The 14177-nt window shown below is 53.0% G+C and carries 19 protein-coding genes and 1 tRNA gene; 12 read left to right on the plus strand and 8 right to left on the minus strand.

Features of this window, described 5'->3' with window-relative positions; translation table 11 throughout:
- Window positions 1–39 precede the first annotated feature (39 nt).
- Genes H575_RS04305 through H575_RS04315 form a run of 3 tightly spaced genes read left to right on the plus strand, consistent with a single transcriptional unit; the run spans window position 40 to window position 2661 of the window.
- On the plus strand, window positions 40–555 hold the full coding sequence (locus H575_RS04305; RefSeq protein WP_042698454.1) for an ACT domain-containing protein: 516 nt from the start codon (window positions 40–42) through the stop codon (window positions 553–555).
- Window positions 552–1538 (plus strand): homoserine dehydrogenase, encoded by a 987-nt coding sequence (locus tag H575_RS04310; protein ID WP_042698457.1) that lies wholly within the window; start codon window positions 552–554, stop codon window positions 1536–1538. The genes H575_RS04305 and H575_RS04310 overlap by 4 nt, the downstream gene beginning before the upstream one ends.
- Window positions 1528–2661: a hypothetical protein gene (locus H575_RS04315; protein ID WP_042698460.1), complete on the plus strand. Its 1134-nt coding sequence runs from the start codon at window positions 1528–1530 to the stop codon at window positions 2659–2661. Before H575_RS04310 ends, H575_RS04315 begins: the two co-directional genes overlap by 11 nt.
- A 32-nt stretch (window positions 2662–2693) precedes the next feature.
- Here H575_RS04315 and H575_RS04320 read toward each other — a convergent pair whose 3' ends face one another.
- Genes H575_RS04320 through H575_RS04330 form a run of 3 tightly spaced genes read right to left on the minus strand, consistent with a single transcriptional unit; the run spans window position 2694 to window position 3855 of the window.
- The gene (locus tag H575_RS04320) at window positions 2694–3092 is read right to left on the minus strand and encodes a molybdenum cofactor biosynthesis protein MoaE (RefSeq protein ID WP_042698463.1); all 399 of its coding nucleotides are present in this window, start codon (window positions 3090–3092) and stop codon (window positions 2694–2696) included.
- Between the two features lie 2 nt (window positions 3093–3094).
- Window positions 3095–3373, minus strand: a complete 279-nt coding sequence (locus H575_RS04325; RefSeq protein WP_042698466.1) for a MoaD/ThiS family protein — start codon at window positions 3371–3373, stop codon at window positions 3095–3097.
- A 38-nt stretch (window positions 3374–3411) separates the two neighbouring features.
- Complete coding sequence (locus tag H575_RS04330) at window positions 3412–3855, minus strand: FKBP-type peptidyl-prolyl cis-trans isomerase (RefSeq protein WP_042698469.1); 444 nt, start codon at window positions 3853–3855, stop codon at window positions 3412–3414.
- A 176-nt stretch (window positions 3856–4031) separates the two neighbouring features.
- Here H575_RS04330 and ilvE point away from each other — a divergent pair, with 176 nt between their 5' ends.
- The 9 genes from ilvE (at window position 4032) to H575_RS04375 (ending at window position 9991) form a co-directional block, all read left to right on the plus strand.
- Window positions 4032–4895: a branched-chain-amino-acid transaminase gene (gene ilvE / locus H575_RS04335; protein WP_042698472.1), complete on the plus strand. Its 864-nt coding sequence runs from the start codon at window positions 4032–4034 to the stop codon at window positions 4893–4895.
- A gap of 69 nt (window positions 4896–4964) precedes the next feature.
- Window positions 4965–5037 (plus strand) — tRNA-Glu (locus tag H575_RS04340).
- Between the two features lie 73 nt (window positions 5038–5110).
- The gene (locus H575_RS04345; RefSeq protein ID WP_042698474.1) at window positions 5111–5431 is read left to right on the plus strand and encodes a tetratricopeptide repeat protein; all 321 of its coding nucleotides are present in this window, start codon (window positions 5111–5113) and stop codon (window positions 5429–5431) included.
- 48 nt (window positions 5432–5479) lie between these two features.
- Window positions 5480–6253: a hypothetical protein gene (locus tag H575_RS04350; RefSeq protein WP_042698477.1), complete on the plus strand. Its 774-nt coding sequence runs from the start codon at window positions 5480–5482 to the stop codon at window positions 6251–6253.
- Window positions 6250–7281, plus strand: coding sequence for a hypothetical protein (locus tag H575_RS04355; protein WP_042698480.1), 1032 nt, complete (start codon window positions 6250–6252; stop codon window positions 7279–7281). The genes H575_RS04350 and H575_RS04355 overlap by 4 nt, the downstream gene beginning before the upstream one ends.
- A gap of 12 nt (window positions 7282–7293) precedes the next feature.
- A complete protein-coding gene (locus H575_RS04360; RefSeq protein WP_042698483.1) occupies window positions 7294–7887 on the plus strand; it encodes a hypothetical protein in 594 nt (197 codons plus the stop codon).
- Window positions 7880–8224, plus strand: a complete 345-nt coding sequence (locus H575_RS04365; protein WP_042698486.1) for a hypothetical protein — start codon at window positions 7880–7882, stop codon at window positions 8222–8224. Before H575_RS04360 ends, H575_RS04365 begins: the two co-directional genes overlap by 8 nt.
- A gap of 7 nt (window positions 8225–8231) precedes the next feature.
- A complete protein-coding gene (locus tag H575_RS04370) occupies window positions 8232–8771 on the plus strand; it encodes a hypothetical protein (protein ID WP_052319958.1) in 540 nt (179 codons plus the stop codon).
- Window positions 8771–9991 carry an SPFH domain-containing protein gene (locus H575_RS04375; protein WP_052319959.1) on the plus strand — a complete coding sequence of 407 codons (1221 nt, stop codon included), beginning with the start codon at window positions 8771–8773 and terminating at the stop codon, window positions 9989–9991. The genes H575_RS04370 and H575_RS04375 overlap by 1 nt, the downstream gene beginning before the upstream one ends.
- Window positions 9992–10067: 76 nt before the next feature.
- Here the strand turns inward: H575_RS04375 and H575_RS04380 are convergent, their stop codons facing one another.
- The 5 genes from H575_RS04380 to H575_RS04400 form a co-directional block, all read right to left on the minus strand.
- Entirely contained in the window at window positions 10068–10412 is a 345-nt protein-coding gene (locus tag H575_RS04380; RefSeq protein ID WP_042698489.1) for a hypothetical protein, read from the minus strand.
- 35 nt (window positions 10413–10447) lie between these two features.
- Window positions 10448–11515, minus strand: coding sequence for an ABC transporter ATP-binding protein (locus tag H575_RS04385; protein WP_042698492.1), 1068 nt, complete (start codon window positions 11513–11515; stop codon window positions 10448–10450).
- Window positions 11508–12215, minus strand: coding sequence for an ABC transporter permease (locus H575_RS04390; protein ID WP_042698495.1), 708 nt, complete (start codon window positions 12213–12215; stop codon window positions 11508–11510). Before H575_RS04390 ends, H575_RS04385 begins: the two co-directional genes overlap by 8 nt.
- A 51-nt stretch (window positions 12216–12266) precedes the next feature.
- The gene (locus H575_RS04395) at window positions 12267–13205 is read right to left on the minus strand and encodes a substrate-binding domain-containing protein (RefSeq protein ID WP_042698498.1); all 939 of its coding nucleotides are present in this window, start codon (window positions 13203–13205) and stop codon (window positions 12267–12269) included.
- Window positions 13206–13486: 281 nt separating this feature from the next.
- Window positions 13487–13891: a Tfx family DNA-binding protein gene (locus tag H575_RS04400; RefSeq protein WP_155897849.1), complete on the minus strand. Its 405-nt coding sequence runs from the start codon at window positions 13889–13891 to the stop codon at window positions 13487–13489.
- Window positions 13892–14177: the final 286 nt, after the last annotated feature.

The following is a 14177-nucleotide window of genomic DNA, read 5'->3' on the forward strand; positions in this document are numbered from 1 at the left end:
TTTCTAAAAGAAGAATTATTAAGAATAAGAGGGATACGCTTGCAGAAAAATGTCAGAACCTCACTACGACTTGAGCTCAAAGACAAACCCGGGCAGTTACTTGCTGCAATAGAACCAATATCCAAAAGTGGGGCAAATATCATAACAATCTCCCATCAGCGCGACACGAAGTCAGTCAATGGGGCCTTAATTGTCGACATCGTCATATCACTTCCAGAAAAACGGCTCGTGGAACTGATGGACGCTCTCCGTGCAAACGGCGTTGCCATCGTCCGGATCGGGACAGAACATCTTACCTGTACAAAAACATTCATCCTCATCGGCCACATCCTGCACACCGATCTTACGGACACGGTCAACCGGATCGATAAGGAAAATGTTGCTGAAGTGACCGAACTCGATCTGGTCATGCCCGGAATGGCCGAGCCTTCGACGGCAAAACTCACGATCAAAGCGATGAGCGAGCTGGAGATGAATCAGGCGGTCACAACGCTCAAGGACATCGCTGCCGAGAAACATCTTCTGATCATCAACCAGATAGGAGGCGGCTTATGAAAACATGGAACATCGCCCTAATCGGCCTTGGTTCGGTTGGACGCGGCGTTGCTGAGGTGCTTGGAGCCGATGCCCGTTTCCGTATCGTTGCGGCGGCCGACTCAAAGAGCGGCGCCTTCGATCCCGCCGGTCTTGATATAGAAGAGATCCTTGCAAAGAAAAAGAAGACCGGGCGGTGCGGCGACCCCGCGTGGCCTGCATCGCGTATCGCGGCGGAATCCGAATACGATATTCTGGTCGAGGTCACGCCGACGAATGCCGACACAGGCGAACCGGCGCTTTCCATCATAAAAACAGCGCTGACCCGCGGCAAACATGTTGTAACATCCAATAAAGGCCCTGTCTCTCTTGCCTCAGCCGAACTTCTTGAACTGGCGGAGAAGAACAATGCCGCATTTTTGTTTGAAGGAACCGTCGCCGGCGCCGTACCCATTCTCCGGGGGATCAAATACGGACTTGCCGGCAACAAGATCAAAGCGCTCTACGGTGTTTTGAACGGGACCTGCAATTATATCCTCACCCGAATGGAAGAGGAAGGACTTACCTATGTCCAGGCCCTCGCCGAGGCCCGCGATCTCGGATATGCCGAGGCGGATCCGACATACGACATCAACGGAACCGATGCGGCGATCAAACTCGTCATCCTGGCAAACACCATGCTTGGAATGAATGTCACCCTCGCCGATGTCAAACGTACCGGCATCTCCGATCTGACCGTCGATGCCCTCCTGATGGCTGAAGAGACCGGGCACTCGATCCGTCTGATCGCATCCCTCTATCCGGAGAAAAATCTTCTGGAGGTCTCTCCGCGCCTGATCTCCAAGACCAATCCTCTTGTGGTGACCGGGACGCTGAACGCCGTGACCGTCGAAACCGAGTATGCCGGCGCGATAACGTTCATCGGCCGGGGAGCCGGATCCGTTGAAACGGCCAGCGCAATCCTGGCCGATCTCCTGTTCATCACCGATAAATATGACCGGTAAGGAAAAACCCGGCGGCGTTCTTGAACGCCGGGGCGCATTCCTCGCAGCCATGAGACGGATGACCTTCGAAGAAGGCCACTTCACGACTGCCGATCTGGCAGCTGCAGCTAATGTTCCGCGTTCAACAGCCCAGGACTGGGTCAACCGGCTGATCAAAGAGGGCTGTATCTTCGTAAAAGAAGAACCGCACGGCAGAAACCCGGCACAATACGCCTCCAGAAGCGCCCTCCCGCAAACCACCTGCAAACGGATCTTTACGACCCTTGACGGCAGCGATGTCGAGATCTTCCATGAATGTCTCTCAAGCGGATGCGCGGGTTTTTGCGAGTTCCATCACCGGAAAGCCGGCGGCGCGGCGATCTCCGTCACGCGTGACGGTATGATCTTCCGTGAGCGTGCACGCATCGGCGAAGCGAATGAACTCAGACTGGATTCTGCCGCCGTGGGTCTTGCTTTGGTGAGAAAAGAGGGAACCGAGATCGTCCAGACCATCCGGTCGGTCCCGGGCGGGCCGGCATATTCCCTCTCCTCAATGATGGGCCATGCAAAAGGCGTGAACGGAGTACAGATCAGCGCGGCCGGCGGGGTCATCACCGGTGAAGTGCGGACATCCGCCCTGACCCCGGTCACCATCGGCGTGGATGATACCGACCGGAAAGGATGCGGCGGGGCGACATTTGCCCTTTCCCAGGCACTCATGAAGTATCTGACCGACGCAGGAAGCATCATCGGGATCCGGCATCAGGTCGCCGCCCTCTGTCAGGATATCGAGGAAAAAACTGCAGGAAACTCCTGCAGTTTCATCGAACTGGCCGTTGACCCAAACGTCCTGAACTCTCTTGCCGCCCGCGTCTGCAGATTCGTCGATGAGGAAAGCGTCTCAGATGAATGGGGGGTCGCGATCATGACGTCCATCACGGTCCCAAAGGATCTGCTCCTGCTTGGAAAAAAGATCCGTCAGGAACGAGTCACAATGGAAGAGGTCATGACTGCCGCACAGAAATGCGGGGTCGCCGTCTACGGCAAAAATGGCATTATCGGCGCAGTCGGCGCAGTAAGCCTGAAATCCCAGCCGCAGGAAGTCCTTCTGGATCCGGACTGTCCGATGATCTCTGCATACTGACACCAAAAATTTCAGAAAAAAAGTGGTGAAGATTAATGCACCCATTCTCCCCGGGCATTTCCGGAGAGCTCCTGTTTCCAGATCGGGACCTTTTCTTTCAGCTTCTCGATGATATAACGCGAACCTTCATACCCCTCGCCGCGGTGGGCTGCCCCGACCAGGATCACCACGATCGTCTCACCCAGAGCAAGACGGCCGTACCGGTGTATGATATCGACCGAGTTCAGATGAAAAAGTTCCATTGCTTCTGCCGCGATATCGGCAAGATCCTTTTCCGCGACCGGAACGAACGCCTCGATCTCGAGCGCGTCCATATCGCCGTCATCCCTGACGCAGCCGATGAAAACGACCTGCGCCCCATCCTTGTTCGTGCGGGATCCTGCGATCAGCGCGGCGACATCGATATCCTCCTTTTGCAATGCAAGGACCATGTTCATCCTCCGGAAACCGGCGGATAGATCACGATCTCGTCACCCTCTGCCGTATGAAGGGTCTTTGCATCGTCGGAATCGATCCGTTCCCGGTTATACATAAGAATAATGTGTGACCCAAACGCCCCTTTAGGGAAGAGTTCGTCCATTCCGTCTTTCTGTGTCTTTGCAAAAGCCAGAAGAGCGCCCAGAACAGACGTCCCCTCCGGGACGCTGAGAGTATTCACCTCTCCGAAAAGTTCACGAAATCTGGCAAACGAGCGTATGGTTATCTGCGGCATAATCGTAGTTAAGATGTATGGCCTGAAGCTATGAATAATTACGCGTCGGGGTTCGTTTCAAGGATCTCTGCCAGAGTGATCGTAAACACAAGGGTCTTGCCCGCCAGAGGATGATTTGCGTCAAGCGTCACCGTGTCCTCATCGATCTTTGTGATGGTCACCGGGATCTGGTTTCCGTCGCCAAGCTGGATCATCAGCTGTTCGCCCGGTTCTGCGGTGAACCCTTCGCCAAACTCTCCGCGAGGAATCTCCACGGTCATCTCATCGGTCTTTTCACCGTATGCATCTGCCGGAGAAATCGTCACCGATTTTGTTTCGCCGATCTCCATTCCGAGAACCGCGGCATCGAACCCCGGGACCACCATGCCGGAACCAACGATAAACTCGAGGGGGTCACGGCCCTCCGATGAGTCGAAGCGTGTGCCGTCGAGAAGTTCGCCGATGTAATGTACGCGAATGGTATTGCCGTTTTGTACTGACATACCGTTTTTGTGGGCTCTGACTATATAAGTAGCTGACGCCCCCGGGCCGAGGGGTCCGCATCGCCCGGTGAATCACGTTTTTCCCCGGGAATACTGACTGAAGAAACACAGGAGTTCAGGCGCCCTCATTAGGGAGACCAAAATCCTATATCATACCACATCACATATAATTTATCATGTTAGTTTACATAAACGGGAAATATGTTCCTGAAGATCAGGCAACTGTCTCGATCTTTGACCACGGGTTCCTTTACGGGGACGGTGTGTTCGAAGGGATCAGGGCATACAACGGCCGTGTGTTCCGTCTTAGTGAACACGTTGACCGTCTCTTCGACTCAGCCAAGGCTATCGATCTCAATCCCGGGATCACCCGCGCCGAGATGGCCGAGATCATCAAGGAAACACTGCGGAAAAATGATCTGAAGGATGCCTACATCCGACCGATCATCTCCCGCGGAAAAGGAACGATGGGTCTCGACCCCCGACACTGTGAAAATCCCACGATCATCTGCGCCGCTTCAGCCTGGGGTGCGATGTACGGCGATCTGTATGAGACCGGCCTGACCGCCGTCACCGTCTGTGTGAGAAGAAACCCTCCGGACACCCTTCCGCCCAACATCAAGTCCCTCAACTACCTCAACAATATCCTCGGCAAAATCGAGGCAAACTATAAAGGGGGCGACGAGGCGATCTTCCTCGACCGAACAGGCAAACTGGCAGAAGGCTCAGGCGACAACATCTACCTCATCAAAAACGGCGTTCTCTCCACCCCTCCGACCATCAACAACCTCAAAGGCATCACCCGCAGCGTTCTTCTCGACATCTGCGCGAAACTTGCGATCCCCTTTGAGATCTGCGAACTTGGACTCTTCGATCTCTACACCGCAGACGAGGTCCTGGTCACGGGAACGGCAGCGGAAATCTGTGCGATCACCAAAATAGACGGCAGAATGATCGGAAACGGCGTTCCAGGCCCAGTCTACAAAAAACTTCTTGCCGCATTCCAGACGGAGACGCAGAACTCCGGCGATGCATACTGACCCCGAAATCACACAGGGTCAAACAAAAATCTTTTTATAATTCAGCGTTGACTATTATAGGCAGTTTGAGCTGATATAGTGTAGAGGCCAATCATGCCGGCCTTTCACGCCGGCGACTCGGGTTCGAATCCCGATATCAGCATTTCCGGCGGCATCTATGTGCTGCCCATCCAGATCATGACCCTTTTACATACGAAATTTTCTGCAGTTTCATTATGACATTTCACCCGACCAACAACCCTGTCTTCTGGAAAACGACCGCCGAGTCGCTGTTTTCAGAGGAACGCTATGAGAAAGCAGCCGAAGCATACCTTCGGTTGACGGAACTTCTGCCAAACGATGCCGAAGCATGGAAAGGAAGAGGAGCCGCGCTCTTTGCCCTGGAAAAATACGGTGACGCAGTCAGCGCTTTCGAGCGTGCACTGATCCTTTCCCCGGACGACAGAACCTCGCTGGAAAACCTGGCCGCATGTTTTGAAAAACTCGGCGCCTCTGAGAAGAGGGCGGCCTGTCTTCTCCGGCTCAGCGATCTCTGAGTCCCGGCAGGAAGATATCCTTATCCGCTAAGACGCCAAGAAAATTATATGCCCGATTTTCAGTGCCCAAAGTGCGGCGCATCACTTCAGGTCAAACCCGGAACGCAGATGGCGACCTGTTCGTTCTGCGGGACCGTCACCTATATCGACAGGCGCTCTGCGCTGTTTTTTTATCTGCTCCCCTTCTCCATCGACGAGAATGCGGCAAAAGGTATCTTTAAACGCTGGACAGCCGGCCCGGCACAGGCAAAAGATCTCGAATCATCTGCAAATATCACAAAGTTTGCAAAGGAGTTCTTCCCGGTATTCAGATTCCGCCGGACGGTGAACGGCAAAGAGACCGTGTTTGTAAAACCGGCAAAGGGAACACTTCTTCCGGGAATGCAGGATCTGACTATCCCTCCCGGAAATATCGTCATATATGATGCGAATGCATCAACGAAAGGAGCCGACGTGATCCAGCCGGACATCGCGATCGATTCATATCTCCCCGAACTCACCGGCACGCCTATCGACCAGGCACTCGTCTACTTCCCGATCTATGAGATCGCCTACACGTATAAGGGCGCCGCTTATCAGGCGGTCGTCGACGGATCATCCGGCGCGGTCTATACGACCTCATCGCCGACCCGGAGTTCGGGCGCCTACATCGCAGTCATGGGACTTGCATTCACGCTCGGGCTGCTCGGCGGCATTCTTGGAATTATGGTCAGCCCGATATTTTTCGTTCTGGTGATCGCCGGATTTTTCGCAGGAAAACTTCTTGCGGCCCGGGTGGTCGAAAGACAAAAACCTGCTGACGCGGAGGTGAAAGCAGAATGACTGAAGCGCAAAAGATCCTTGTCTCGATGACCTGCCCCTCGTGCGGAGGTCAGGTGCAGTGTGAAGAGGGAGAGGATCTGGTCCTGTGCAAGTTCTGTGAGTCCGTGTTCGCACTGACGACCGACGAGGGCACAAACAAAGTCATGTACAAAATGACGGTCGATAAAGACAAGGCCCTTGCAAAAGTCAGAGACTGGTGGAAGACCGGTCCGAAAGCACAGGACCTTGTCCAAACCGCACAAGTTACCGAGGCATACCCCATGTATCTTCCGTTCTGGCGGCTGATCGCCCGGGGGAAAGCATGCGTCTGCGGTATCGAGGAGGAGAGACGGGGCAAAGACAACCAGAAGGTCGAGATCCCCCGCGAAGCACTGATCAACCGGGAGTACATCTACTCGGAAATCGCCTGTGAAACGGGAGACCTCGGGATCCAAAGCATCGTGATCCCGGAACGCGCACAGGCAATTTCCTATGATGATCAGGAGATCGTCACCTTCGGCGTCACCTCTTCGCGTGACAACGCATACGAGGCCGGAGGACGGGCCATCCGGCAGACCGCAGTCGAAGACGGGGGAGCGAGGATGGACAAGATCTACTTCTCGAAGTCGTTCTTCTTCCCGAAAGCATTCACGCTGGTCTATTATCCCTTCTGGATCGTCAGATACTCCTATGAGGGCCGGACCTACTTTGCGACCGTGGACGGAATCACCGCACGGGTCGTCTCGGGCAGGGCGCCGGGAAATGCAGGCAGCCAAAGTACCGCTGCCGGTATCGGAGGCGCTCTTTCCGGCGGACTTGCAGGGTTCGGTATTGGTCTTGCGATCGTGACCGAAGGGACAGATGTAGGTATCGGCGTTCTCGTTGTCGGGATCGTGGCCGCCGTCGCTCTTCTCGGCTACTTCTATAACCGGTTCAGATACGGTGATGAGATCCTTGAGGGAGCAGTGAACGGAAAAGGATTGAAGTCAGGCAGGACCCAGAAAAAAGTACAGCCGATCTACAATGAAACATATGACTACTTCAAATAAAGGTGATCTGAGATGCTGTTAAAAGAACTAAAATGCCCGGGGTGCGGTGCGCCGCTCAAATCCAAGGAACGCGACATGATGCTTGCCTGCAGTCACTGCGGAAGGATCAGTCTGTTTGCAGACGGAACCGTAGGAGATGTCTCCTACTCAATCGCCGCCCCGGCCGAAAACCGGTCGGAGGAACTTATCTATGTTCCCTTCTGGATCGTGAATGCTGATCTGAATGTCAAAAAAGAGAGCATCTCCGGCGGCAGGATCTCCCGGTTTATCACCGACAGGAAACAGATGAGGGGCACCCGGGACTTCTATGTCTGCGCCGCCGCACTTCCCGAAGATTCCTGCAGGAAATGGAACATGGATCTCACGCTCGATCAGCCGGAACTCACGTTCGTTTCCGGGTTCAAAGGAGCAAAGCGTGCGGTAATGACGATGGAGAAGGGGATCGCCGGAGAGAATGCGGAGTTCCTGTTCCTTCGGTATGAAACGGAGATCCCCGGGACCCTGCAGACACTTGAGTATGACTTTAAAATAAACAGCACCAAAGTGCTTTATCTGCCTGCATACAAAATCAATGATACATATATATTAGGTATCTCTCATGAGTGATGTTGAAGATAAACGCATGCACCTGATATGGGCGTCAGTCATCCTGATGCTTGGTGTTTCCATTCTGGTGACATATCTTGTACCGGCGGTCGGATTCTGGGAAGGTACAGGCATCTTTCTGACGGGAGTCGGCGTGATCTCGCTTTGTCTTGCCATGTTCATGGGCAAACGGGTCTCACCGGTTTTTCCCCTGTTCCTGATCCTCGCAGGAGTGATCCTCCTCGTCCAGGGACTGCTGACAACAGTTTTCCCGGTTCTTACTGCCCCGATCCTGATCGGCGCAGCACTGGTGATCGTGGCGGCAGGAGCCATACTTTTCCTGATATTGAAAAAATAAGTGGATTATGACAGTAGATTTACGAGACAAAGTTGAGGAAGACCGGGGTCTTATCAAAAAGATCCAGCTGTGTATCCCGGGATTTCGCGGATACCGGCAAAAGGAGGATATCCGGATCGCCGACTCGATGCTTCGTCAGCAGATCGCTGATGAACTGAAAAACACTGTTCTTCTGCCTCTGGAGATGACCCGCGAGTCAGCATCCAGAGCGCTCGAACTCGATCTCATGAACGATCTGGCAGCCGTGATCTCCCAGGCAAAAACCGCCGAGGCAAAGATCCGTCACGCAGAACAGGGATACACCGGCATCTCGCCGGCAGCCCGGATCAAAAAGACCGAGCTGAATGCGCTCTACGAGTATGATCTCGCGCTGATCGACGGGATCCGCGGGCTTGGCGACCTGGCAAAGGCCGCATCCGGCAGTGCCGGGACCGGGAATTTTGTGAAAACTGCCTCCCTTCTTCGCGAGATCCGGGAAGGATTTGGTGAATTTACCGTGATATTTGACAGACGCTGCGTAGATATGGCAGGAATAGGTGCATTCTGATGGCATTCTTCTCTAAAACAAACAAGAATATCGGTTCGGGTTCTGACATCGAAGGTGCAGATTCCCGAAAAGGTTTCTACTGGGTCGAGGATCAGAAAGGTGAGAACGTCATGTGGCGGCTCCCAAGAAACGTTATGTGGAACGATAACGTGCTCGTCCGTGAAGACGAATACGGTATTTTTTTCCGTGACGGAAAAGCCCTCGCAGTTTTCGACCGGCCCGACCGGTACGCCCTGACGACGCAGAATATTCCTGTCCTGAAAAACATTCTCGGGACCGTGGTCGGCAATGTCCAGATCGGTGAGTTCTACTGGGCCCAGAAGCGTGAGTTCCGGGATAAGTTCGGAACACCCCAGCCGCTCGCATTCCGCGATGTGGACTTTGGCGTTGTCCAGCTCAGGATCTTCGGCCAGTTTTCCTATAAGGTCGTCGATCCGCTTCTTTTGATCACCCAGTTCGTCGGAACAAAAGGGATCACGACCTCGGCAGAGATCGTTGACTGGCTCAAGTCCCAGATCGTCACTATTCTGAATGATACCCTCGGCGAACTGAAGGCCAAAAAACAGATGGGCGTTTTGGATATGCCTGCTTATCTGCAGGAGATCGAACAGCTCTGCCTTGGCAAACTGACGACCGAGACTGAGGTCTATGGTCTCAAGATCATGAAGTTCGCCGGCCTGAACATCAACATGCCCGAAGAGGTCCAGGAAGCGATCAACAAGCGCGGGGCGATGTCGGCACTCGGGGTGAATTACATCCAGTATCAGTCCGGAAAAGCCATTGAGGGCATCGGACAGGGCGCTGCAAAAGGAGGCGAAGGATCAGGATTTGCCATGATGGGCGCCGGTATGGGTGCCGGAATGAGTATGGGAAATATGATGGGACAGGGGATGGCAGGCGCCGGAAGTCAGCCGGCTCCTTTCGGCGGCCAGCCGGGCGCAGGCCAGACAGCAGAGCCAAATCCGGCAGAGAATATGGAGACATGCAGCAGCTGCGGGGCAAAAGTTCCTGCAGGCACGAAGTTCTGCCCGGAGTGCGGACAGAAGATGGTCCCTGCAGGCAAATCGGCCTGCACAAACTGCGGCGCAGCCCTCATGCCCGGGGCGAAGTTCTGTCCGGAGTGCGGCACGAAAGTTGAGACCTTGCGAAAATGTCCGCAGTGCAATGCCGCGGTTCCTTCGGGAACAAAATTCTGTCCGGAATGCGGACAGAAACTCTGATTTTTTTTATTGATAAAATTTTGATATTTTTTTTATCTGACCGGAAAAAACAGCCGTCAGCTTATGAGCGCCGGCTCTATTCGTCCCTCTCGAAAAGAGCATCCAGTACTTTTTTTCCAAGGATCCCCTCGATCTCGCTGAGCTCTTCATCCGATACGCCGGTAAAGAGGCGGCGCGATCCCGCAGGCGTTGTAAAGATGCCTACCCGTTCGGTACGGGTCAGATACCCGTTCGCTTCAAGTCCGGCAAAATAGGGGAGAACATAATAATGCGGCACATCCAGTTCGGCAGATATCTTGCGGGTCGTCGGGAACTTCACTTCAAGCCCGTCGGAGCTGACGGTGAAGGAGATCTTTCCTTCAGCGATCAGGAGTTTTCTGCCGCACGCAAAAATCGCATCTTCTGAAAGAGGTTGTGCCATCTGAATAGTATATTGACACGCTGTCCTCTTGATGGTTATGATGTATCGGGTATCACATGGACCACATCAGACCGCCAGCCGATCCAGACACGTTCCCCGGGAGCATACACATCCCCGGTCTGTCTGAACGGCACGATGACCGTGAAAAGACAGCCGGCATTCACACTGACCTCCAGAAAAGCCCCTGACCTGGCCGATGAGATGACGACGCCTGACACGGATCTCCGGTCTCCCGTGATCCCTGTTTTCGAAAGAGCGATGTCTTCGGCGCGCAGCATGATCTGCACGTTCTGCACGTTCCCCGCCAATGATACGGGGACCTGACAGAAGCTGACCTGAGAAGATACGACCTCCCCGTCTCTGACATGACCGGTGAAGATGTTTTGAATCCCGACGAACTTTGCCACCTTCCCGCTGATTGGATGATAAAACACTTCATCAGCCGATCCGATCTGGACGAATGTCCCGTCCATCATCACGGCGATCCGGTCGGCGAGCCGCTGACCCTGAGCCTGATCATGGGTGTTGATGATGATTGTCGTCTTGTTTTCCCGGTTTTCCCGGATGATCATCTCTTCCAGGATCCGGGTCGAGACCGGATCCAGATTTGCCGTTGGTTCATCCAGAAACAGGATCTCCGGCCGGGTCACCAGGACGCGGGCAAATGAGATACGCTGACCTTCGCCGCCTGAAAGGGTACGTGCCCCGCGTTCTGCAAACCGGCTCAGACCCATATGTTCCAGGATCGCGGCGACCCTCTCTCCCCTCTCTATTTTAGGCAGATGCCGGTATGAAAGACCCAGTTCGACATTTTCAGCGACGGTCCGGTCAAACAGCACCGTCTTTTGAAACAGCATCCCCATCCTTCCCCGTATCCTGTGCACCGAGTGTTTGGTTACGGGTTCACCGAAGATGCACATCTCCCCCTGTGAAGGCGGTTCGATCGTATCCATCATCCGCATCAGCGTACTTTTTCCGGCGCCGGATGGTCCGATGATCGCCAGTATCTCGCCTTTTTTCACCGAGAGGTCCAGGGGGCGGACGACCTCTTTTTTGCTGTAGCTTTTTGCAAGACCGCGGACGGTAAGGATATCTTCACTCATCCTTCACCCTCCCGTTATAATGCTGAAGTACATTGACACCGAGGTTTACGATCAGGGCGATCGTCAGCAGGATAATTCCCAACGCTATCGACATGGCAAAGTCCCCCATAGAGGTGTTGAGCGTGATGGCGGTCGTCAGGGTCCGGGTAAAGTGCCGGATGTTTCCTCCAACCATCATCACGGCCCCGACTTCGGCGATCGCCCGGCCAAATGCCAGCACGACTGCAGAAAGGATGGCAAACTTCGCTTCCCGCACCAGGGTCAGCAGGGCGCGGTAAGCGCGTGCATTCAGGGCCAGGGTGGTGTATTTCATCTCTTTATCCAGACCCGTAAGGCCGGCAACCGTGAATCCGATGATCAGCGGGGAGACTAAAATGACCTGGGCAATGATCATCGCATTGGTCGTATAGAGGAGATTTAAGGAGCCGAGGGGTCCTGAATAGGAGACAAGAAGATAGACCAGCAGTCCGACGATCACGGTCGGCAGAGCATATAAGGTCTGCACGATATTGATGACGGCACGTTTGCCGCGGAAATCATAATAATAAATAAGAGCGCCAAGAGGGATGGCGACCAGCGCCGCGACCAGGGTTGCCGCAACGGAAACATACAGACTTCTGCCGGCAATTTCCAGGATCTCCGGGTTCAAAGTAACGATAAGTGTTACGGCTTCGATAAATCCGTCGCTGATCTCTCCCATGTGTGTTTATCCTATGCGGTATAGATTAAAAAAAAAGATGGGGTTGTGTTCTTACGCGGACGGTGCAACTACGGGCGTTTTACAGTCGATGTTGAACGGCGGAAGAGTGCTGTCCTTTAATGTGCTCATCGGCGTGAAGAGAGCTTTACCATAGGTCTCGACACCAAAGGCGCCGATGAAGTTCTGTCCGTCTGCGGAGATCAGCCAGTTGGTGAAGGCAGTTGCGTCAACCAGATTGGTGTTCGGGAACTTTTCCGGGCTGATGGTCATGATGGTGTATCTGTTCAGAAGGGTTGCACCTTCATTGATGATGATCTCGAGCGGGAGGTTGTTGTTCTTCTTGTAGGCAAGATAGGTTGCTTCGTCAGTAAGGATGTATGCGCCAAGCTGACCTGCGGTGGTCAGGGAGTCGCCCATACCGGCGCCGGTCTCTTTGTACCAGGGTCCGGATCCGGTGATCTGGGCGGTGTAGTTGAATCCTGCGGATTTCCAGATGGCCTTTTCTGCAGAGTGGGTACCTGAGTTGTCGCCGCGGGAAACAAAGACGATGCCTGATGTGCCTGCTTCGCCGAGTTCTTTGAGTTTGGCAACTCCTTCTTCGGGAGTCATGCCGGCGATGCCTGCGGGATCGGCTGCGGGTCCGACGATGACGAAGTAGTTGTAGGCAATGCCCCGGTGATTGACACCATATCCTTCATCGATAAATGCTGCTTCCTGAGCCGGAGAGTGGACGAGAAGTACATCTACATCACCATTTTTGGCGGAGGCTATAGCTTTTCCAGTACCTTGGGAAGTGATCAGAAGATCAACATTGAACTTTTCCAGATAATAATCCTGGACGGCGTCCAGAAGTCCCGTATCATAAAGCGAAGTGGTGGTCGCTATTTTGAGCTGCGTGGGCTCCTGCTGATCGGCGGTCACACATCCTGCTGCAAAGATCACTGCGAACAGAATGAGGAATACGCCCATTACGGACACTAATTTTTTCATACGTAATAACGTATATCAGGCATCTAATAAATAGAGATGTAATAAATTAAGTAAGTAAAACACAATAATTTAACTATAATTTTTAAAATAATTCACAGTTTTTCACATATTTTCCCCATATTTGTTGAAACATATTGGGAGTGTATTCTGGTAAACAATTGATATATCAGCGTGGTTCAAAGCCTCGCGGTCTCAACCGCCGGATTTCTCCCCGATCCATCAGCAGCGCATACTTTTGTTTTCAGAGGAGTGAGTCGTAAAATAGCGTTTTTGCCGCAGGATCAGTATACGTAGATGATCCCGGTCGTATTAAGATAGATGTTGATATCCTCTTTTACCGCGGTCCCTGCAAGCTTTTCCGGGACCGCGAGCATGATCCGATTGATCAGTGCACTGGTATCATACTGGACTTTGATATTGAGCTGACGGGCTGATTTATATATTGTGTAGGCTTCCCGTGTCAGTTCGCTGCCTGCAGAAAGGGTGCATACCAGCGTGGAGTTCTGAGAGTACACATATGCCAGGGCCTCTTTGGCCAGGCGGATGTTTTCATTTGCAGATTTTTGGATCAGACTGATATTTGATCTGGTTGTCTGCAGAAGATCGGCGATCTCCTGCTGGGTCAAACCATCCTTACGGTATTGAATCACCATCTTTTGACGATCAGTAAGGAGAGGTTTGGGCACAAAGATAATTTATTACCTGAATACTATAATAACCCTTTTATCCTGCATGATAAAATAAAATCAGCTGATTGGCATGCGGCGCACCCTGAATTTGTCAAACCCACCGATAATAATCACAAAAATATTTGAAACCGCGGCAAATTCCCTGAATTTCGATAAATCCCAATATTCTTTGTCCGCTTTGAAATCTGGAATTCGCCATTATATTGCGCGTATTGACAAAACCGGCCCAATTTGACCGTATATTGATAATCAAACATTTGTGTTTATAATTTATTTTTGTAAA

The organism is Methanocorpusculum bavaricum DSM 4179 (assembly GCF_000430905.1).
GTDB classification, from domain to species: domain Archaea; phylum Halobacteriota; class Methanomicrobia; order Methanomicrobiales; family Methanocorpusculaceae; genus Methanocorpusculum; species Methanocorpusculum parvum.